Source organism: Microcystis sp. 49638_E5, from assembly GCF_021300285.1.
GTDB lineage: Bacteria > Cyanobacteriota > Cyanobacteriia > Cyanobacteriales > Microcystaceae > Microcystis > Microcystis aeruginosa_C.
The window spans coordinates 15,717-37,081 of record NZ_JAJTDH010000011.1; the positions used below are offsets into that span (position 1 = coordinate 15,717).

Sequence of the window (21,365 nt, forward strand, 5' to 3'; positions counted from 1 at the left end):
CGGTTGCTGATGCAGTGGTCTGCCTCGGTGCTGGCAGTTTTCTTGACACAGACAAGATTTTATCAGTCAGTCCTCTCCTTTGCTGACTATGACTATTCCTCCTATCAATGAAAAAATTATCCGGCAAAATAGCACCAATGCTTCCTATCAGCGCGGTCAATATTATTACGATAACGGTGCGGTTATTTCTCTTTGGCAACGGGGGCAAAATCTACAAGCTTTAGTGTATGGTAGTTAGGTTAAAAACTATCGAGTTGCTATCGATTTTAACCAAGATAATCTTGAGAATGTCTCCTGTTCTTGTTCCTAGTATTACGAGGGTTTGTGTAAGCATATTATGGCGGTTTTATTAACCTGTTCTCGTCAACTATAATTAATTATCAAAAAAGCTTCCCTAGAGGAGTTATTGACACCGATCGATGAAAGTAAATTAAGAAAATTGCTTAATCATTTAGTGGCTAAACACCCAGAAATTATCGAGACAATTGATAAATTTTTAGTTCCAGCTACCCCAGTTAATAAAGCGGCAGTGAAGATAACTATTAATCTCAAAGCTTATCGTAATACTGTCCGTAATGAACTGCGGCAATCCCTGCGAGCGATCCAAGAATATTACTACGAAGAAGAGCCAATTTCTAATGAAATTTACGCCCTAGTGGATGAGAACCAAGATTATTATCAAAAGGGAGAACCGGATAACGCCCTCGCTATTTTAGAAGCAATTATTAGCGCCTGTATCGAGGAATGGGATGATTTAGAAGATTACGGTGACATCAATGATGATTTAAGTGCTAGAATCGATCGAGTTTTAACTGCAGCAATTTTAAGTAGGTAGGTATTAAAAACTTTCAGATCCCCCCGCCTATCGGCACCCCCCTTATCAAGGGGGGCAGGGGGGATCAAACCTAAAATCTATTTTTAATTTAATTATAACCAGCATGAATGGAATGCCGATTTTGAGATGAGTTTAGTGGCCTTACAACAGGGATGAGGCGCTCCAGTTTTAGAGAAGATTTTACGGTGAGAATCGGCTAATTTTTCAGAAATATGGTCAGAGAATATCCGCGATTATGCCCAAAAATTAACTTCTATTCGCTTTACTACCCGTCTTTTTCCTTATCGCGAACTCAGGTTACTGTAGGATTTAAAAAATGGCGATCACTCTTACAGCAAGATTTCCAGTGCCAAAGTGAACCCCGGAACCACATCCTCCCCGCTTAAAATCGCGTTGGCGGGATAACAGGTAATCGTACCATCCTGACGGTAGACGAAAGCCTGTTTATTGTGGCGATCGATCAACCATCCTAACTTCACCCCGTTCTCCCGATACTCCTCCATTTTCCGCTTTAACTTGGATAAACTATCGGTTTTAGAACGGATCTCGATCACGAAATCCGGCGCGAGATCGAGAAATTCATCCTCCCTTTCCTGCCAACCGGACGGTAAACGTTCTCTCGCCACGAAAGCCACATCGGGAGAGCGTACCGCGCTATTGGCCAGTTTAAAACCGCCGCTAGAACTAAATACCTCTCCTAACCCGTTCTGTTCGACCCAGTAGAGCAGGCGAGCGCCGGCTTTCAGTTCTCGATTCGCCGAAATACTTCCGATCGGTGCCATAGTGACTAAGGTTCCATCTGCATTGCGTTCAAAGCGTAATTCCGGGTTCTGACAACTGAGGCGAATTAATTCCGCATCAGTAATCGTCGGGGATTTGCTTACCATATTGCATCAAAAAAAACAAGTATTTTTCACTAAATGATAACAAAGCTCTCCCGATTGCCGCGCTTTTTCCGTTTGTATCCGAAAGGAAAAAAAATTGATTGCCCTATTCTGCATATTCCCAAAAAAACAACCGATGAATTAGGTAGAAGCTCAAATCACCCTTACCGAGGAACTAGCCATGAAATCCTTTGCCCTTCTCACCACCGTCAGCCTAATCGGCCTCTCCACCCTCGCCACTGTTCGCCCCGTTATGGCCCTAGAAAGCCGACAACCAGCCGAAACCCTGATCACTCAAGCGAACTACAAAGAAGCGATCGCCCACTTTAACCGGGGAATTAACTACATCCTACAGGAAAAATATGATCTCGCCCTCGCTCAATTCACCAGAGCGATCGAACTCGATCCAGACTATACCGAAGCTTACCTCGGTCGGGGCATGATTTACACGATTCGTGAACAATGGCGGCCGGCGTTTCAAGACCTGAACACCGCGATCCGACTAAACCCCCGCGCTGCCTACGCTTACCATTTCCGCGGATACGTCCATCTCGCATTTAACCAGAGACAAAATGCGATCGCCGATCTAACAACGGCCGCCGAATTATTTCGCCAGCAGGGAAACACAGAAATGTACAACAGCGCCATAGAAGCACTACGGCAGATAGGTGCGTAAGTTGCAAGGGAGAGCGATCGCGCTCCCCCTCTAAACTTTTGTGAAAAAAGCAACCTGAAGACTTAAAACTTGATCGCATAATTGGAAAAAAACCAACGATAACATACTTGCAAGTATCCCCCGACTAAAGAGGAGCCAACCCGATGAAACCAATTACTTTCACCCTATCGGTGCTACTGGCCACCACTGGCCTACTCGTTCAACCAGGAAACTTCCTGATGGAAAACATTCCACCCATCCTCGCGCAGGAGCAGACCGCTTCTAGAGTCTATCAGAAAGCCAGCCCCGCCGTCGTCACCGTCAAAAATGGCAGCGGCCACGGTAGCGGCTTTCTGGTCAGTCCCGACGGTATCATCATTACCAACGCCCACGTTGTTGCGGACGGACCCCGGGTGGTGACGGTGAAATTTTCCAACGGACAGCAGGCCTCGGCAGACGTGATCGGCTTCGCTAAAAATGGCGTGGATTTAGCCGTCCTGCGGATTTATAACCGCCAAAACCTGCCCTATCTTCCCCTCGCCCGTCCGAACTCCGCCAAAGTCGGCGAAAGCGTTTTCGCCATCGGCACACCCTTAAACGAGGACTATCAAAACACCCTCACCCAGGGCATTATCAGCCGTCTCGACCCCGAAAAAGGCATTGTGCAACACAACGCTAATATCAACAAAGGCAATTCCGGCGGGCCGCTTTTGAATTCACGGGGGGAAGTGGTGGGGGTTAACGTCGCAGGCGATATCGGGAGTTACGTTTACGACGGTGCGGGAAACCCGATCGGCCTTACCCAGAGCGGCATTAATTTCGCCGTTTCCCTCGATCGCCTGCAAGCTTTCCTCACCGCAGTTAAAACAGGCGATGTCTCCACCGTCTCAACATTAGGACAGGACGATCGGATACAGTTACTCGCCCTCCCTCTTAACGGTCAGACCGTTCAAGGCAACTTGACCAAAGACCAAAACGAGCAATATTACGGGTTCGAGGGTCGTGCCGGACAGAAAATCGTTCTGGATATGAACAGCAACGAGATCGCTCCCTATCTTGTCCTCTATCGCGTTCTCCAATCTTCCGAGGGGACAAAATACCCACAGGTCGCCCGTAGTGACCAGCGTGTCGATCGCGCCCCCGGGGATTTTAACGCTCGACTTGTAACCGAATTACCCGCCGATGGAGTTTATATCCTAGTGGCTACCTCTCGCGAAGGGGGTGAATCGGGTCGCTACACCCTCAACGCCGCCGCTAACCCTTAAATAATCCCATTTTGACCCTAATCACGATTCTAATCCCTATTTTCTGAGGAACTATCCCTATGAACTCTAGATATATTTCCCACCGTCTCGCTTGCGTCGGCCTCCTCGCCACTGTCCTCCTCGGTGGTATCGCCCCCGGTTTCAGCCAATCGACCACCCCGAATGGCGTCACCTTCTTCTGTAAAGAGGTGTTCGATCGCGCATCGGGAGGAAAAATCCCCGCCACCCTCGCTTGGATTCCCCAAAGGAGCGGCAATGTGCGGATTATCGGCTGGAAATCGGAATATTTCTCCAAACGTTCCCCGGTTCGTTGCGAGGAAGTCACGAAAAAATTCCAGGAAGCATATAATCAAGGGCGTTTTAACTATCTCACCACCGGCCGGGCGAAGGGATACCCGATCATCTGCAGCGTTTCACGATCCGGCGATCCCTGCGATGGTAATAGCCAACTTTTTACCCTTAAACCCCACGATAATCCAGATTTAGTCTTGCAACAACTCATGGACATCCTAGAGGGGAAAAGCTCGGATATGCTCCTCCAGAATTCCGGAGATAAAACCTATATCTCGATGACGGAGTTTTTCGCCAAAGCACCACTCGCTGATCGCGACGCACCCTGTGGTACGAGATCTGCTGGCCCGCAAAATAATTGCGTTCCCACCCGCTAGAATTTTCGCTGTTTTACCCCGAATTTCCCCATAATAACCATGTTGAAACCCTTTCCCCTACTCCTAAGCCTCCTACTTCTGCCCGTCGTACCGGTTAAAGCGCTATCCCCTTTCTCTGCTCCGGCGATCGTGGCGGAAGACAGCCCAAACGCGCAGATCGAGCGATCGATCCGTCAAGTCACTGTTAAGATTACTAGCGAGATAAATCGGGGATCGGGAATCATTATCGGGAAAAAAGGCAGTATATACCTCGTTTTGACCAACGCTCACGTTACCCGCGGCGCGACCACCCTACAGATCCAAACCCACGACGGCCAAACCCGCACAGCCTCGATCGCGCCGAATTCCCTTTTAAAAGATAAGGATCTGGCCCTAGTGGAGTTTAGCGATACTAGGAATTATCCGATCGCCACCATCGCGGAGTTTACCCCCAATCAAGACAGGATCGGTTTAGAAGTGGTGGCCGCGGGATATGTTGCCGAAACGGGACAGTATCGGACAACAAAGGGAACCCTCGAACAGGTGAGCGATCGACCCCTCCGGGATGGCTACAGCGTCGGTTATAGTGGCGATATCGTGCAGGGAATGAGTGGCGGCGGCATTTTTGTCGATGGGGAGTTAATCGGCATTAACGGGCGATCGGCCCATCCGATTCTCTCTAACTACATCGACGAAGACGGTACGAAACCCACAGACGCAGAAATCCAACAGATGAGAGCGGTTAACTGGGGCATTCCCCTTCATACCCTATTAACCTACATCCGGCCCGAAATCCTCAGCGCCTATAACCTGCCCCTACCGCAGGTGAACCCCGATATAGAAACCACCGCCTATACTGGCTATATCGCCGAATTAGAAACAAAAGCCAAGGGTTTCACCGTGCGGATTGATAGTAGCAGTAAAGCCAATGGAAGTGGCGTAATTATTGCTAAAAAAGGCAATATTTACACGGTTTTAACCGCAGACCATGTATTATGTGAGAAGAAGGAAGAAAGTCAAGATGCTGCAAGTGAACCTTGTCCCGATCACACCTACACCGTCGTCACCAGCGACGGCAAAACTCGAAACATCGAGAAAAGCACCATCATCCGGCAGGAAGGGGTAGATTTAGCAGTCTTTCAGTTTGAAAGCCTGGACAATTATCCCGTTGCGGAAATAGCGAATTATAACCCAAATACCGGTGATTTTGTTTTTGCGGCAGGCTTCCCAAAAATTGGCCAAAATCCCTCGAAATGGTTGTTTAGTGGCGGTATAATTAACGATAAAGAACAGGGATTACTACAAACCCGCCAAAGTCCTTTAAGGAATAAACAAGGGGGAACATTACAAAGTGTTGCTTCTTTAACCGAAGGCTATGAATTAGTTTATACCAGCATCACATTTGGGGGCATGAGTGGCGGTGCAGTCTTAGACTCTCAGGGGAGAGTAATAGGGATTCATGGACGTTCAGAAGGAGCAGGGGGAGGGAAAATTCAGTTAGGGTATAGTTTGGGGATTCCCGTTAGCACTTTTATCGGATTGCAAGAAAGATTGAAGGTAAAACCGCAATTATTAACCACTGCTCAACCCCAAGTTAGTCAGCAACAACAACAAGAAATTATTCAAGCGATTACTGGTGTTATTGTTCCTAATACCAATGCGAAGGCGGATATTTGGATAGAAAGGGGAGGACAATTATGGCGGTTATTCAGGTTTGAGGAAGCAATTAAAGCCTTTGATGAAGCGATTAAGCAAAATGACCCCGATAATGTCTATTTAGCGTGGTATGGGAAGGGATTAGCGTTATTTGAATTACGCGAACATCAACCAGCTATGGAAGCTTTGCAACAAGCGATTAATACCTTACCTAAACGGGAAGATTTAAAGAAGTTTCACAGTAGTATTTTACAACGGCAAAGTGTATTTTATCGCTTTTTAGGTGACTTCTCAACAAGTGCTGGTAGAGAAAGAGAAGCCAGAGAAAATTATGAGCAAGCATTAACGGTGATTAATCAGGCGATTTCTCTGCTTCCCAATAACCCCAATTACTATAACGAGAAATGCGGAGTATTAAGTGAATTAAAACGCTATGATGAGGGATTAGCGGCGATTAATCAGGCAATTGATCTCGCTCCCCGTGCTGCTTGGTATGGCAATCGAGGGAATATTTACATTAACCAACAAAAATACGAATTAGCTTTAGCTGACTACAACAAAGCTATTCTACTTAATCCTAATTTAGCTGGGGCTTACTACAATCGGGGGGTTCTTTACCGTCTCCAAGAAAAATACGATTTAGCTTTAGCTGACTGGAACAAAGCTATTGAAATTAATCCTAATTTTGCTGAGGCTTACGTCAATCGGGGGGCTCTTTACTATGACTTGCAGAAATACGAATTAGCTTTAGCTGACTGGAACAAAGCTATTAAAATTAATCCTAATTTGGCTCAAGCTTACTACAATCGGGGGCTTCTTTACCATAACCAGCAGAAATACGAATTAGCTTTAGCTGACTACAACAAAGCTATTGACATTAATCCTAATTATGCTTTGGCTTACAACAATCGAGGGAATCTTTACAAAAACTTGCAGAAATACGAATTAGCCCTCTCTGACTACAGCAAAGCTATTAAAATTAATCCTAATGATGCTGATGCTTACTACAATCGGGGGGTTCTTTACTCTGACTTGCAGAAATACGATTTAGCCCTCTCTGACTACGACAAAGCTATTGAAATTAATCCTAATTATGCTGAGGCTTACGTCAATCGGGGGGTTCTTTACCGTCTCCAAGAAAAATACGAATTAGCTTTAGCTGACTACGACAAAGCTATTGAAATTAATCGTAATGATGCTGTGGCTTACTACAATCGGGGGGTTCTTTACTCTTACCAACAAAAATATGAATTAGCTTTAGCTGACTACAACCAAGCTATTAGAATTAATCCTAATTATGCTAATGCTTACTACAATCGGGGGGTTCTTTACTATAACTTGCAGAAATACGATTTAGCCCTCTCTGACTTCAGCAAAGCCATTGAAATTAATCCTAATTTGGCTCAAGCTTACTTAGGTCGTGGTGGTTTATATGCCATATTACGACAAACCGAAAAAGCAAAAATTGATCTACAACAAGCAGCCATATTATTCCTCCAACAGAATAATATGGCTGCTTATGAAAAGGTGATGCAGATTTTACAACAATTAGGGGGGTGAGTTTCGTAGGTTGGGTTGAGCGAATAAATATGTTAAAGAAAACCTCTCAATTCTCAGGAAAAGCGAAACCCAACAGCCAACACCTAAATCTGTCTGAATCTTTTTGTTGGGTTTCCTTGGGTTTATTGTTGGGTTTCCTTACGTCAATCCAATCGACTTTAGCTAGTAGGAGGAAATAAAACTGGCGATAAAAGATGGTATGAAAAAAACATTCCCATCGCCGAAAAAAGATTTGAAGCCTATTTAAAAACCTTAACGGAGCAAAATCTATGATTACCTTTGATGAAGAAATGGATAAACTGCCCTCTGAAAGAAGGGCAAAAATTGAAGCTAAAACCCAAGAGCTTTTACAAGAAATGCAAATCATTGATGAACTTCTTCAACGCCTAGGACTTGCTTCAGAAGAAATCACGGAAAGCGAAAGTGAACAGCCCTGTTTCTCAGCAAAATCGGATGATTTAAAACAACATCTTACCCTAGAAAATTTAACCCGTATGATGAGGGAATTAGGGGGAGAATGGGAACTTACCCTTAAATTTCCTGAGCAACAAGTGATTAAATTAAGTAGTGAGCGCCCGTAGTTTTTAGGTTGGGTTGAGGGAATAAATATGTTAAAGAAAACCTCTCAATTCTCAGGAAAAGCGCAACCCAACACCCAACACCTAAATCCGTCTGAATTTTTTTGTTGGGTTTCCTTGGTTCAACCCAATCGACGGTAATTCTATTCCTGTTAATAAAGGAGCAGAAGTCAAAATTATTCGTTATGTGGCTTAAAAATTAGCAGCCCATTTAAAAATCTTAACGGAGGAAAATTAATGATTAACTTAGAACAAATTCAAGAAGATATTAACCAATTACCTGAAGAAGCACAAAACTTACTGATTGATTTTATTGAGTTATTAAAAAAACGCTATTCCTTGGCAAAAAAGCCAGAGATTGCAGCAAAAATAAACCCTGAAGCTCAAAGTACCCTAGACATTTTAAAAGAATCTGGATTAATCGGTTGTATTAGTGCAGAATCCGACCTTTCTACTAATTATAAATCTGTTCTCAAAGAAGGATTAAAAGCTAAATATGATCATCGTTGATACCGGATTCTGGGTGGCTTTATTTAACAATAAAGATCAATATCATCTAATAGCACAGCAAACCTTAGCACAGTATTCTTCTCAACCACTAATTACAACTTGGTGTGTTTTAACAGAAAGTTGTAATCTTCTTTTACAACGTTCTCCAAATCTCTATACAGGAGTTGAAAAACAAATAAAATTAATGAACGTATTTGAGAGACATCCCCAAAAATTTCTATTATTTCACCTTGAAAATACTCATCTAAGTAGCTGGTTATAATTAAATTAAAAATGGATTTTAGGTTCGATCCCCCCTGCCCCCCTTGATAAGGGGGGTGCCGATCCCCCCTTAATCCCCCCTTGATAAGGGGGGTGCGGATCCGCCCTGCCCCCCTTGATAAGGGGGGTGTCTGATAATTTTTAACGCCTACCTACTTAGAAAGAATTCAAGACCTTATGAAACAATATCAAAGTCTGCCAATGGACTTAGCCGATGCCTCTCTATTTATCTTAGCAGAAGAGTTAGGAAATGGACGTATCTTATCAATTGATAATCGAGATTTTAATACCTATCGCTGGAAAAATAAAAAACCCTTTATTAATCTTTTCCCAAATTTCTAGTTAATCAGTAGTCCGTAGATTGGTTTGAGCGAATAAATATGTTAAAGAAAACCTCTCAATTCTCAGGGAAAGCGCAACCCAACACCCAACACCTAAATCTGTCTGAATCTTTTTGTTGGGTTTCCTTGGGTCAACCCAACGGACGATAATTGCTATGATTACTATAGGATTTAAAAAAGTAAGTTGAGGTAAACTATGAAAACTCTATCATTTAAAGACATCCAATTTATTATCGAAGCTCTCGAATCCCTTCTCAAAAATTATAGTGACCGTATTCAACAAATAGAAGCTCTCGAAAACTATGAAGATGAAATTTCGGACTTAAGTAATGATTCTTTATTTTTACAAGAATTAATTACTGATTTACAAAATCAACAAACACAAGAATTGGCTCTACTTGTGCCTGAATTTGATTTTAAAAAAATGCCTTTACAAACATTAATTAAACAAGGAAAAAACCTGTCAATTGAGGAAAAATTAATCTTATTGGAATCTCTAACTTCATCAATCCGCGAAGAATATAATCTAATGCGAACCTGAAATGAGAAATCAATGATTACTTATTTAGCCACCGTTCATAAAGTCCGTAGTCGTGGTCTTTTATATGCAAAATTAAAACAAACCGAAAAAGCAAAAATTGATCTATAACAAGCAGCTATATTATTCTACCAACAGAATAATATGGCAACTGATGAAAAGGTGATGCAATTTTTGCAGCAATTAGGGCAATAAGTGGGGGGGTGAGTTATCAGTATTTAGTTTTTTCTAGTCTAGTCTGTTAATTGTTCATTAAAAACCTTCGGGATGGATGTTAAGTAGCTGGTTATAATTAAATTAAAAATAGATTTTAGGTTCGATCCCCCCTGCCCCCCTTGATAAGGGGGGTGCCGATCCCCCCTTAATCCCCCCTTGATAAGGGGGGTGTCTGATAATTTTTAACGCCTACCTACTTATTTTATGACCCTAAAACAACTCATACAAGACAAACGAGAGGATATCCTAAAAATTGCTACCAAACATGGTGCTTTTAATGTGCGTGTATTTGGTTCCGTTGCTAGAGGTGAGGAAACCGAAAATAGTGATATTGATTTTTTAATTGATTATGATTTAGCTAAAACATCCCCTTGGTTTCCAGGTGGATTATTAGTTGATTTAGAGGCTCTCTTAGGGTGTAAAGTGGATATAGTAACTGAAAAAAGCCTTCATCATCTAATTAAACAGCGAATCTTAAAGGAGGCAATTAAGTTATGAATGAAGATCAAGTTTATCTTGAATACATTTTAGACTGTATTGATAAAATTAAGGAGTATTCCCAAGGAGGAAAACAGGAGTTTTTTGCTAATTCAATGATCAGCGATGCTATCATTAGACGCTTACAAACTTTGGCAGAATCAACTCAACGGCTTTCGGAGGAATTAAAGGCAAATATTCCTGATGTTGACTGGCGTAATATTTCTGGTTTTAGGAATATTTTAGTACATGATTATTTAGGGGGAATTGACCTACTTAAGATGAGGAATTTTTTCTCGTCGGTTTCTGGTGCGAAGAATGGAGTTGAAGACGATTACCTGTCCAACTCGATCCTAGTCCCTTGGCAGAGTGACTGACGGATAAGCTCGATCTGTTTGCAGATTTGGCCGGTTTTCTCGTCGCTAGTCATTCAATGATCAATGGGGAAAGATTAAGCCTACCTAATTTTAACTATCTTCTCTCCTCCCTAATCAAACAATGCCTACCATGACCTTAGTGTTACCAATGGTGTATCTACTGGTGATCTACCTCTTACTATCGATCGCAAAAAAGCTAAAATCAACTCCTAATCAGTGATCAGTTATCAGTGGGGAGATAGGAGTCGGTCGTCAGGAGATGGGGGCAAGGATCTGGTTTCCTTTTGCCTTCTGCCTTTTCTAACTGATTACTGCTCACTGAAAAAGGCTAACGGTTATAAAACAGGGACGGGTAAATAAACCTTTTCTACCGTAGGAGAAAAACCTAGCCATTGACGAGATAAACGGGCAAAAGTATCAGGATCACCGCTAACTGCGAAGTTAGTAGGTAGGGGTATTTCGGGATTTTTTATACCTAATAATTCTAGCTCTTTTTCCGCCGCTCGGACAACGGAAGCGGCGGGATCTACCAAGCGCACGGAACTAGGTAAAAGACGACGTAAAACCGGGGAAAGATGGCGATAATGGGTACAACCATAGACCAGAGTATCAATATTTTCTGCGAGTAAAGGCTGAAGATATTCCCTAGCCACTTGCGTGGTGTAGGGGTCAAAAATGCGGTTAGCCTCGATCAAAGGTACAAACTCAGGACAGGGAATTTGCCAAACTTGGGCAGTAGGATCGATTTCTTGAATTGCCTGTTTATAGGCATTACTTTTAGCCGTAGCCGGGGTAGAAATCACACCAATGCGCTTTCCTTGTTTAACGGCAGTTTTTGCCCCGGGCAAAATTACCCCCAAAATCGGTAAATCTTTAAATTCGGCCCGTACTTCTTCTAAAGCCAAGGCGGAACTGGTATTACAGGCCATAATCACCATTTTCACCCGGCGCTCACCCATCCAAGTGAGAATTTCCCGGACAAATTCGATAATTTCCCCTTTAGAACGGGTTCCGTAAGGAAGTCTAGCGGTATCAGCGAAATAGAGAATTGATTCTTGGGGCAGTTGTTTATACAACTCCCTTAAAACGGTCAGTCCACCCACACCACTATCAAACACACCAATCGGACTAAGTTGTGATTCTCTCATAGATATCGAGGAAAACGCTGATCTAAAGTAGCTTTATTTGATGATATTAAAACACGGATTTTTTGATTGGTAAACTAATGCTCCAATCATTTAATCATTAACGGAGATTTCGTTGAATATATTCAATAATCCCCCCAGCGATCGCCGCCGCCATTTGTCGTTGAAAGTTGGCATTGGCTAATTTAGCAGCATCCTCAGCGCCAGTAACGTAACCCACTTCCACGAGGGTAGAGGGCATTTTCGAGGTTCTCAGCACATAGAAACGGGCCCGACGCACCCCCCGATCGCGCATATCGACACTGCGGACAATATTGCGATGGATGGTATCCGATAAACGGCGATCGCCGAAGTAATACACCTCTATGCCATTGACATCCGGTCGTGCTTTCCCCATAGAGTTAGCGTGGATACTGACAAATAGATCGGCATCGATCCGGTTAGCTAGATCCGTGCGCCCTTGCAGGGTGACAAAAAAATCGCTATCCCTAGTTAGACGCACATCGATGCCCTGTTGTTGCAGGATGCGGGTAACTTCTAGGGAAATGGGCAGAATTACGTTTTTTTCCTGAAGGCCACCAATTCCGATCGCCCCCGGATCCTTACCACCGTGGCCCGGATCGATCACCACCAGAAAGCGGCTATTGCGTTGTCGGGGGGGATTAGGAGTGGGGTCAGAGGGGCGCGGAGGTGGGTTAAATTGCCCCGTATCTGGGGGTAAAGGGACAGGTATAGTGGTGGAGTCAGGAACCTGGGAAACGGGGCTAGAATTGCGGGAGGACAGCAATTCTAGGGCTAGGGTTTGATTGCCCGTTTGAGTTAATTGTCCCAGTTGAAAACCCGCGGCCGTCTGTACCAAAATCAGCACCTTATTGACACTTTCCTGACGTACCCGCAATTGATAGATGGGACTATTGCGACCAAAGCGCGGACCGCGAAAAGACTCGGCTAACTTAGCATTTTCGATGCGTAGTTCATAGACACCATCCCGGTTAACAATGCCGTTAGCTTTTAGGGGTAAATCCGCGCGAATTAAGAGGCGATCGTTATTACCTGCCAGATCGATCGAGGAGATCGTGGCCAAACGACTGCTAGAAGGGGGATTATTGGCAGTTTTCGCGGGGGGATTATTGGGACGGGGAGTGGGATTAGTGGCCTGAGTCGGGGGAGGTGAGGAGATATTATCCACGGAACTCAGACCGCCCCTAGGCAGTAAAACCAAGCCACCAAAACGACTATAGAGAGCTTGCCAATCGGGGCTATCTTTATTAACGCTTAGGGAAATCTTAGCCCGTTGATTGGCAGTCTGACTGAATTGAATATCACCGACCCCATAGCGATTGACAGGGATAGTTTGACCGGTGAGACTACCGGGTAAAGTGGCCCCGGGTAATTCAAATTCGATTTTTTTGCCGTCGCGGCTGCGTTGACTGCGGATCGATCGATCATCACCATTTTGCTCTAAACGGACAAAAAGACCATTGCGAGTGATCTGAAAATCATCGTTGTTGTCGGTCTGGCTAACTGGAGGTGGGGGAGTGGGACGGGTGGAACCGCGATCGGGGGGAGGTGTGGGGTCAGGGGTGACGGGTGGTTGCGTTTCCTCCCGAATCGGTTGGGGTTCTGGCAATTCCACTGTCCATTGGGTGGGCGAAATTCCGCGAATTTTTACCTGTTGAGGATCAAAGGTGTAGCCGGGGGCCAATTCAATCACTAAACGGGTAGTTTCCGCATCAAATTGACCAATACGGACACTTCTGACGATATTGCCAATGGGCCGGTTAATATTGGGTTGCCCTAACTTGATCCCGGGCAGATCGATCACGATCCTAGTGGGGTTAGTAATCATTTGCGCTCGCGGTTGCACTCGATTGTCGGTGGTGAACACCAGACGATTCTCATTGGTGTCGAATCGCCAAAAGACGAGCTTGCCGGCCCAAGCAGGGACCGCCACCAGCAACCAAGTTAATGCGCTTAGGAATAACCAATGAAATCTCACGATCGATGCTCCCGTTGCTCAGTTATCAATTACCTTTTTTCGGTAAAAATGGACGATTTTGTCGATTTTTGGCCATCCATAGCTCCGTTAATGCTCTGAGAATGACTATTAATAAAAACAAGCTTATGGGACGTTGGCATGGTCTGCTATGTTTCTGATCAGTGATCAGGGATTGGGTGTTGGGGAGCGGGAATTATAAATTATGAATTATAAATTATGAATTGGGAAGTGGGGGGGATGAGGAGAAGGGAGCGCCAGAGTTGGGAGAATAAATAAAGGCTGACTCCTGAACACTGACGACCGACGACCGGCTCCTAACTCACTGCTCACTGCTCACTGATTGAGGGCTGGCGGTAGGTTCTTTAAATACTAACCTTAACAGAGGCGGAGCGACAAAGGTGGTCAAGATCACCATCATAATAATGGCTGCATCGGTAGCGGGGGATAAAGCGCCACTAGCGGCCCCGACTCCGGCAAAGACTAAACCCACTTCACCCCGGGGAATCATGCCAACTCCGATCGCCAAGCGATTGAGTTTTTCCTTGCTGAAAACGGCTAACCCCGTCACCACTTTACCCAAAATAGCGACGACAATTAGGAAAGCGGCCAAGACTAATCCTTCTCGATTGGTGGGAATAGCGGGATTAAGGACACTTAAATCGGTTTTTGCCCCCACACAGACGAAAAATATCGGTACAAATAAATCGGCGATCGGGAACACTTGTTCTGCCAATTCCGATCGCTTTTCCGTTTCCGCCAGGACTAGGCCCGCAGCAAAGGAACCGAGAATCGCTTCTAATTGGATAACTTGGGCAATATAGGCAAGAATAAAAGCGAAAATCAGGGAAACTAAGAGCAATTGTCCCCTAGTTTTCATGCTATTAACTAATTGAACATAAAAGGGGCTTAAAAAACGACCGATCAGGATCGCCCCGACCACAAAAGCGCTAGAACTAATAACTAGATAAATTACTTTGCTAATCTGCACTTCTCCGGTCTTCACCAAAGAAGCAACGACGGCGAGAACGATAATACCGAGAATATCATCGAGAACCGCTGCCCCGATGATAATTTGACCTTCTTTCGCCGATAACTTCCCTATTTCTGCTAAAACCTTGGCGGTAATGCCGATACTGGTAGCGGTTAAAGCTGCCCCGGCAAAAATAGCGGGAATGGTGGCCAGATGGAAAATATAGATTAAACCCAAAGTACCCACCAAAAAGGGAACCGCAACCCCCACCACTGCGACAGCAGCTGCCTGTGGACCGACGCGAATTAATTCCTGTAAGTCTGATTCTAAACCGATCTCGAACAGCAGGATAATTACCCCCAATTCCGAGAGGACGGAAATCACCTCACTAGCAGCACTAAAAACGGCGGGAGATTGCTGCGGGGTGAGGGGTGAAGTGGATTCTAGGAAATGAATTAGGAGAGAATCCTCGAATCCCGCCCCTCCTTCTGGAAAAACCAGTAATTTTAGGGCAGAAACCCCGATAATCACCCCACCGACTAATTCTCCTAACACGGGAGGCAAGTTGAATCGGACGCATATTTCCCCCCCCAGTTTACAGGCGAAATAAATAACGGTCAAACTCAGCAGCACGCAGGCTAAAACTAAGGCACTATCGGCAGTCTCGGCCGTAGCTGCCGAGGCTAACAGGGGAATGTTAAAACTCCAAGCGGAAGAAAGGAAAGGCTGTAGTATCATCGCTCGCTCAAAATTACTCCCAATAGTTAGTAAAAGTATAGTCAAATATATGCAGACTGAATTCCATTTCAGAAATTCCCTTCACTTTTACTTCAAGAGATTGATTCTCCTTGGGTGAACTACGCACATCTCTATCCCATAGCGGTTAAACGCATTTGGGAATGCTTTTCGCAAAATGTTGTAGGAACCCATGACATCAGATTGAACCAGAATCCCCATAAATTTCCTAGTGAAGAAAGGCACTCTTGCAAGAGGCCCGGTGAGGCTAGTTTTTTGATTCTAGGGATTTTTCCTTTTCTCCTAATTCCCAGTAATTGAGCAGGATAGCATTAACTGTATTACCGATCACATTTAACACGGTTTTAAAGCCATCGGTCAAGCGATCGACCCCCGCTACTAAAGCCACTCCCTCTAAGGGTAAACCCGCCGCCGATAATACGGTAGTCATGGTAATTAATGCGCTGCCGGGGACCCCCGGGGTACTAAAAGAAACCAATAAACCACTCAATGCGATCGCTAATAACAAAGAGGGACTTAAAGGAACTCCGTAAACCTGAGCGATAAAAAGAGCATTAAATCCCTGTAAAATTGCCGAACCATCGCGTTTTAGTACCGTTCCCAAGGGAATAGCGAAACTGGCGATATCTTCAGGTAAACCGTATTCTTGAATTTCCCGCAAAACCACAGGTAAAGCGGCGTTAGAACTAGCAGTACCGAAAGATAAGGATAAAGACTCCGATAAAGAGCTAAAAAAGCGTCGAGGTTCTCCTTTGAGGGCAAAAAGGAGCAAAACATACACCCCAATCATCAAGGCGCTGGCCAAAAACAGACCAAAAACATAGAAAAAAAGTCTCGCCACTAATTCTAATCCCTGGGTGGCGATAACCGAAGCAATCAGAGCAAATACCCCCACAGGCGCTAGATAGAGAATCACCGATAGGATTCTCTCGCTGATTAGATAAAGACTGTCTATCAAGAGAATAAAAGGTTTTGCCCCCTCTTTGGCCAGTCCGATGCCGATACTAAATAAAACTCCCGTCACGATTACCTGTAAAAGATTGCCCCCGGTAAGAGCTTCTAGGGGATTAACCGGAATTAAGCTAATCAGCCAATCTCTCAAGGATACTGGTGTATTGGTGGTCATGGCGGCATTAGTGGCAAATCCCTCTAAACCTATCCCCGGTTTTAATAGCAACGCCGTGGCCATGCCGATTAACAGAGCAAGTGTACTGGTTAGCAGATAGCCAGTCATCAATCTGAGTAAATATCTACCGATCCGCGCAGCATTCTGTACCCGGGTTAATCCTAAAATAAGGGAAGAAAAAACGATCGGAACCACCACAAATTGAATTAAGCGCAGAAAAACCTCTCCCACCGGCGCGAGAATATAGTCATCTAAAGGTAGGATTAGCGCGGGAAAAAAACCATTCAGCAGCGCACCGAAAACAATTCCCGCACCGAGGGCGACTAAGATCAGGTTAGATAAATTCATGGCGTTAAGTTGAGAATTCCGAGACTAATTTGGGGCAGTGTAGCACTAGGCTAATCTTATCGAACCCTTCTGTCATTTTTTGCCAGAAAAGGGAGAGATGAGCCAATAAAAGCCCATCTCTCGGTAATTTATCCCTATACTTTAGTGACAGCCAAGAAGACTTTACTTGTTACCATTACCCTGCATGGCTAAAACCGCATCGCGCAGTTTATCTGGCACTTCTTGCAGGTGATCCTCATCCCACTGGAAGAAACCGACACCCATAGTCAAAGAACGCAATTCAACGATAAAATCCTGCATTTCCGCTTGGGGGAGATAGGTTGTTATCTGATCCCAACCTTTCCACTCCTCAGAAGCTTCAAAACCCTGAATTTGACCGCGTTTACCACTGATTAACTGTAAAACCTTGGCGGTGTATTCTGAGGGAGCGAGAACCGTCACCGATAGAATGGGTTCTAATAAGACCGGATGACATTTAGGCAGTCCCTCCGTCATCGCTAGACGGGCCGCTTGTTTAAAAGCTTGTTCGGAACTATCGACACTGTGATAGGAACCATCGGTGAGGGTGACATCAATATCCACCACGGGGAAACCCAAAGGACCATGACCGAGATATTCCCGCACTCCCGTTTCCACCCCGGGGATATACTGTTTGGGGACGACACCACCGACAATGCTTTCATGGAAGTGGAAACCTTCCCCCCGGGCCAGGGGTTTAATATCGAGATACACATCACCAAAAGCACCGTGGCCGCCGGTTTGGTGTTTATAACGTCCGTGGGATTTGGTGCTGGTTTTGATCGTTTCCTTGTAGGGAACTTGGGGTAAATGGGTGGTCATCGGTAGATTATACTTGCGTGCTAGGCGATCGAGGGCCACTTGTAGATGAATTTCTCCCTGTCCCCAGAGAATCACTTCTTTAGTGTCGCCGTGTTGTTCCCAGTAGAGGGAGGGATCTTCTTCGATCAGTTTTGTCAAAGCTGAACTTAATTTAACTTCATCCTTGCGATTGACGGCGGCAATAGCGAGAGCAAAGACGGGTTTAAGCTGTAATCCTTTGGGAAGGTCGGGTTTTTGACTGCCGCTGCTCACCACGTCTCCGGTGGCGATTCCCTCCAAACGACCGAGAGCGACAATTTCCCCCGCTTGGGCCTGCTGTAAGGGTTGTTGTTGTTGTCCCATGAGACGATAGATACCACCAATCCGCACACCGTTTAAGGCCATGCCATCGTTAAGGGTTCCCTGCCAGATTCGCCCTAGGGAGAGGCGACCGCCCTGGGGAGTAAAATAGGTTTTGAGGATTTGTACCACTGCGTCCCCATCGGCACTGGGATCGAGACCGCGACGATTGGCGGTAATTGTCGGGGCCGGCGCTTCTTCTACTAAAGCGGTGAGGAGATGACGCACACCATAGTCCCGTTCCGCCATACCGAAGAACACGGGTACTATCTGATCGGCTCCCAGTTCTTGTTTTAAGTCTTGGAGAATTTCTTCCAGGGAGGGGTTAATATCTTCGAGGAGTTCTTCTAAAAGATGATCGTCAAATTCGGCGATCGTTTCTAGCATTTCTTGTCGAGCGCTCTGTTCTTCTTCCTTGAGGTGGTCGGGTAAAGGTACAGGATCGGCGGGACTGTTAGGATGGTAATGATAAGCCTGTTCGTTGATTAAATCGATAAATCCGATAGTTTCGTTGTTCTGACGGATAGGATATTGCTGGGGAACAAGGGGACGACTAGAAACGGATTTGAGAGCTTGTAGGACTTCGTTAAAGTGACTATTACAGCGATCCATCTTGTTGATGAAGATTAGATGCGGAATTTCCCAATCATCGAGGAATTTTAGCAAGGGAGCCAGGGTGAGAACTCGATCGACCACCGGTTCACAAACGATAATAGCAGCACCGGCCCCGACCAGGGCATTATAGGTTTCACTGGCAAATTCGATCGAACCGGGGCAATCGAGAAAGGTAAAATTTAGGTTTTGGTATTGACTATGGGCAACGGAAACTTCTACACTCATCTGTCGATCCCGCGCTTGGGTGGAACTATCACCAACGGTATTGCGATCGCTAATTTTACCTTTTCTGGTGATGGCTCCTGTTACGAAAAGTAAACTTTCCAGTAAGGAGGTTTTTCCACTGGAGTAGGGGCCGACAAGGGCCACATTACGGGTGTTTGCTCCGATACTTTGATTCATACAGATACCCCCAACAATGATTTAGTGATTAGTTGCGGCGATTGGACGATATTTACACTCGATCGCCCTTGGGAAATATACTGTCATAGCACTGAAAATTACTCTCAGGACGTAGTTAGAAGCGAAAGGCCTGTCTTGCCATAATTTTGCCCAGTGCTACAGGTGTATTCTTTCCTACTCTTCACCCTAACTCAGTCTCAAGCATTACATCCCATTCTCGCAATCTCTTGTAAAATCTCGCCTACTTTTAGTTAAGGAACTTGAATAAATGTTAACTAGGGTTTGCTAAATAAGTTTTTCGTGGGTGTGGGGTGTGGGGTGTGGGGAAATGGGGAAATGGGGAGAATAAATAAAAATAATCTCCTGTCTCCTGAATCGGAGTCTCCTGAATCGGAGTCTCCTACCTCCAGGAAAAATTTTTTCAGCAAATGTTAACTAAGCTGTTGACTATCGAGAGTCTTTCTCCTCAACTGGATTTACAAAAACGAGAGGTTGCCTGATATAGTGAGAGGTCGGGATGATGTTTATCAAGCAATTTTTATGTTGAAAGCTGGAATCGTGGGACTGCCAAATGTGGGAAAATCCACCCTATTTAACGCTCTGGTGGCTAATGCTAAGGCGGAGGCCGCTAATTTCCCCTTTTGTACCATTGAACCGAATGTGGGTGTGGTATCCGTCCCCGATGAACGTCTGGAGGTTTTGGCTAAAATCTCTAATTCTGAGAAAATCGTGCCGACGCGGATTGAATTTGTCGATATCGCCGGATTAGTCAAGGGTGCTAGTCGCGGGGAAGGATTGGGTAATCAATTTTTGGCTAATATCCGGGAAGTGGACGCGATCGTTCATGTGGTGCGCTGTTTTGATAATGATGATATTATTCATGTTTCTGGGTCCGTGGATCCGGCCCGGGATATCGAGGTGATTAATCTAGAGTTAGCTCTAGCGGATTTGGGACAGGTGGAGAAGCGGGTGGAACGTTTACGCAAACAGGCGAAAAATAGCAAGGAAGCCGCCGAAGAATTGGCTATACTTGAAAAAATCCTAATTTGTCTTAATGACGGTATTTCGGCGCGAAAAGTGGATTTAAGCAAAGAGGAAGAAGAATTAATTAAAAATCTCGGTTTATTGAGTCGTAAACCGATTATTTATGCCGCTAATGTTAGCGAAGATGATCTGGCCACGGGTAATGATTGGGTAGAAAGTGTCCGTCAAATTGCCCAACAGGAACAGGCAAAAGTTGTGATCGTTTCTGCTCAAGTAGAATCGGAATTAGTGGAATTGTCGGAGGAAGAAAGAAAAGATTTTCTTGGTTCTTTAGGAGTAGAAGAAGGGGGATTAAAATCTTTAATTAAAGCTACCTACGAGTTATTAGGACTGCGTACCTATCTCACCACTGGTCCCCAAGAAACCCGCGCATGGACGATTATTGCCGGTATGAAAGCACCTCAAGCAGCCGGAGTTATTCACTCGGATTTTGAACGGGGTTTTATTCGTGCAGAAACTGTGTCTTATCAGGATTTAGTTAATAGTCGCACGATGAGCGCCGCTAAAGAAAAAGGTTTAGTCAGAAGTGAAGGCAAGGAATACATTGTTCAAGAGGGTGATGTTTTACTATTCCGTTTTAATGTATAGCTAAAAATAAATCAGGTGAACGCCGCCACCTGATCAAAAAGCTAAACAATAGGCGTTGTCAATAGCTGTAGGGCTAATTCATGAATTAGCCCTACAATTGGCGCTAATTCATGAATTAACCCTACAATTGGCCTTGTCAATTTGAAAGATGCTCCGAATTTCTGCCCTAAACAATCTCTCAGCTTTTTTTACTCATTTTGGTTAACATTAAACTGAATTTTTTATCTCTTGACATCCTCTAATTTATATTCTATAATCAGGTATAGTGGCAAGTTCTTGTTTAATCAAGATGGCGATGATCTCTGTCCACTAAAAGACTGGTTTGCTAGGAATGCAGTCAAGGCTAAAAATATTCTATCTATTCAACAACCCGCAAGGGTAAACGGTCAAATC

General features: G+C 44.7%; 17 protein-coding genes and 3 pseudogenes. 14 read left to right on the forward strand and 6 right to left on the reverse strand.

Annotation, left to right across the window (positions count from 1 at the left end):
• Nucleotides 1-88 precede the first annotated feature (88 nt).
• Nucleotides 89-829: pseudogene (locus LW728_RS23340) on the forward strand (SWIM zinc finger family protein); the annotation flags it as partial.
• 335 nt (nucleotides 830-1,164) lie between these two features.
• On the opposite strand, the gene LW728_RS04935 reads toward LW728_RS23340, so the two are convergent.
• A complete protein-coding gene (locus LW728_RS04935; protein WP_004163670.1) occupies nucleotides 1,165-1,722 on the reverse strand; it encodes a Uma2 family endonuclease in 558 nt (185 codons plus the stop codon).
• 178 nt (nucleotides 1,723-1,900) lie between these two features.
• Between LW728_RS04935 and LW728_RS04940 the strand changes: the two genes are divergently transcribed.
• The 12 genes and pseudogenes from LW728_RS04940 (at nucleotide 1,901) to LW728_RS04995 (ending at nucleotide 10,800) form a co-directional block, all read left to right on the forward strand.
• Complete coding sequence (locus tag LW728_RS04940; RefSeq protein ID WP_004163671.1) at nucleotides 1,901-2,395, forward strand: tetratricopeptide repeat protein; 495 nt, start codon at nucleotides 1,901-1,903, stop codon at nucleotides 2,393-2,395.
• A gap of 143 nt (nucleotides 2,396-2,538) precedes the next feature.
• Complete coding sequence (locus LW728_RS04945) at nucleotides 2,539-3,639, forward strand: S1C family serine protease (RefSeq protein ID WP_287765498.1); 1,101 nt, start codon at nucleotides 2,539-2,541, stop codon at nucleotides 3,637-3,639.
• 59 nt (nucleotides 3,640-3,698) lie between these two features.
• Nucleotides 3,699-4,307, forward strand: a complete 609-nt coding sequence (locus LW728_RS04950) for a COP23 domain-containing protein (RefSeq protein ID WP_002763038.1) — start codon at nucleotides 3,699-3,701, stop codon at nucleotides 4,305-4,307.
• 39 nt (nucleotides 4,308-4,346) lie between these two features.
• On the forward strand, nucleotides 4,347-7,502 hold the full coding sequence (locus LW728_RS04955; RefSeq protein WP_287765500.1) for a tetratricopeptide repeat protein: 3,156 nt from the start codon (nucleotides 4,347-4,349) through the stop codon (nucleotides 7,500-7,502).
• A gap of 269 nt (nucleotides 7,503-7,771) precedes the next feature.
• Entirely contained in the window at nucleotides 7,772-8,083 is a 312-nt protein-coding gene (locus LW728_RS04960) for a hypothetical protein (RefSeq protein WP_016514503.1), read from the forward strand.
• Between the two features lie 234 nt (nucleotides 8,084-8,317).
• Nucleotides 8,318-8,590 carry a hypothetical protein gene (locus tag LW728_RS04965; protein WP_002774769.1) on the forward strand — a complete coding sequence of 91 codons (273 nt, stop codon included), beginning with the start codon at nucleotides 8,318-8,320 and terminating at the stop codon, nucleotides 8,588-8,590.
• Nucleotides 8,577-8,852 carry a type II toxin-antitoxin system VapC family toxin gene (locus tag LW728_RS04970; protein ID WP_409772692.1) on the forward strand — a complete coding sequence of 92 codons (276 nt, stop codon included), beginning with the start codon at nucleotides 8,577-8,579 and terminating at the stop codon, nucleotides 8,850-8,852. Before LW728_RS04965 ends, LW728_RS04970 begins: the two co-directional genes overlap by 14 nt.
• Before the next feature lie 161 nt (nucleotides 8,853-9,013).
• A pseudogene (locus LW728_RS04975) lies at nucleotides 9,014-9,193 on the forward strand (type II toxin-antitoxin system VapC family toxin); the annotation flags it as partial.
• A 195-nt stretch (nucleotides 9,194-9,388) separates the two neighbouring features.
• Nucleotides 9,389-9,733 (forward strand): hypothetical protein, encoded by a 345-nt coding sequence (locus LW728_RS04980; protein ID WP_287765503.1) that lies wholly within the window; start codon nucleotides 9,389-9,391, stop codon nucleotides 9,731-9,733.
• 12 nt (nucleotides 9,734-9,745) lie between these two features.
• Nucleotides 9,746-9,925: pseudogene (locus LW728_RS04985) on the forward strand (hypothetical protein).
• Nucleotides 9,926-10,150: 225 nt separating this feature from the next.
• Nucleotides 10,151-10,444 (forward strand): nucleotidyltransferase family protein, encoded by a 294-nt coding sequence (locus LW728_RS04990; RefSeq protein WP_002800375.1) that lies wholly within the window; start codon nucleotides 10,151-10,153, stop codon nucleotides 10,442-10,444.
• Nucleotides 10,441-10,800 (forward strand): HepT-like ribonuclease domain-containing protein, encoded by a 360-nt coding sequence (locus tag LW728_RS04995; protein WP_002800376.1) that lies wholly within the window; start codon nucleotides 10,441-10,443, stop codon nucleotides 10,798-10,800. Before LW728_RS04990 ends, LW728_RS04995 begins: the two co-directional genes overlap by 4 nt.
• A gap of 335 nt (nucleotides 10,801-11,135) precedes the next feature.
• Here the strand turns inward: LW728_RS04995 and murI are convergent, their stop codons facing one another.
• The 5 genes from murI to LW728_RS05020 all read right to left on the reverse strand — a co-directional run bounded on the left by murI (nucleotide 11,136) and on the right by LW728_RS05020 (nucleotide 19,340).
• A complete protein-coding gene (gene murI, locus LW728_RS05000) occupies nucleotides 11,136-11,948 on the reverse strand; it encodes a glutamate racemase (RefSeq protein WP_002800377.1) in 813 nt (270 codons plus the stop codon).
• Between the two features lie 97 nt (nucleotides 11,949-12,045).
• On the reverse strand, nucleotides 12,046-13,944 hold the full coding sequence (locus LW728_RS05005; RefSeq protein ID WP_287665910.1) for an N-acetylmuramoyl-L-alanine amidase: 1,899 nt from the start codon (nucleotides 13,942-13,944) through the stop codon (nucleotides 12,046-12,048).
• Between the two features lie 319 nt (nucleotides 13,945-14,263).
• Nucleotides 14,264-15,652: a cation:proton antiporter gene (locus LW728_RS05010; protein ID WP_287765507.1), complete on the reverse strand. Its 1,389-nt coding sequence runs from the start codon at nucleotides 15,650-15,652 to the stop codon at nucleotides 14,264-14,266.
• A gap of 265 nt (nucleotides 15,653-15,917) precedes the next feature.
• Nucleotides 15,918-17,144, reverse strand: coding sequence for a dicarboxylate/amino acid:cation symporter (locus LW728_RS05015; RefSeq protein WP_002800380.1), 1,227 nt, complete (start codon nucleotides 17,142-17,144; stop codon nucleotides 15,918-15,920).
• 162 nt (nucleotides 17,145-17,306) lie between these two features.
• Nucleotides 17,307-19,340: an elongation factor G gene (locus tag LW728_RS05020; protein WP_287765510.1), complete on the reverse strand. Its 2,034-nt coding sequence runs from the start codon at nucleotides 19,338-19,340 to the stop codon at nucleotides 17,307-17,309.
• A gap of 540 nt (nucleotides 19,341-19,880) precedes the next feature.
• Between LW728_RS05020 and ychF the strand changes: the two genes are divergently transcribed.
• The gene (gene ychF, locus LW728_RS05025; protein WP_043997648.1) at nucleotides 19,881-20,972 is read left to right on the forward strand and encodes a redox-regulated ATPase YchF; all 1,092 of its coding nucleotides are present in this window, start codon (nucleotides 19,881-19,883) and stop codon (nucleotides 20,970-20,972) included.
• Nucleotides 20,973-21,365: the final 393 nt, after the last annotated feature.